General features: G+C 51.2%; 1 pseudogene. It reads left to right on the forward strand.

Features of this window, described 5'->3' with window-relative positions:
* Positions 1-260 (forward strand): annotated as a pseudogene (locus AXE65_RS13860) (hypothetical protein); the annotation flags it as partial.

A 260-nucleotide genomic window follows, 5' to 3' on the forward strand; every position in this document is an offset into this window, starting at 1 on the left:
TTGTTGCCTTAGGGGCTGGCAGGGCTTTAATGCGCATTGGCTTGAGGATGATAGCGCTTCTTCCGCCGCGCCCGCGAGCAATTGCCCGGTCAATAAAATCGTTGAGCTGTTTAATGAGTTGTTGCCGGAATTGCCGCCGGTAGAGGTCATTACCGATAAGCGTAAAAGATTGCTGGCGACGATTTGGGACGGTAATGAGCAAGCCCGGTCGCGCGAGTTTTGGGAGTATTTGTTTAACAGTATCCGCGAGTCTGATTTTT

This window comes from Ventosimonas gracilis, from assembly GCF_001580025.1.
Lineage (GTDB): Bacteria > Pseudomonadota > Gammaproteobacteria > Pseudomonadales > Pseudomonadaceae > Ventosimonas > Ventosimonas gracilis.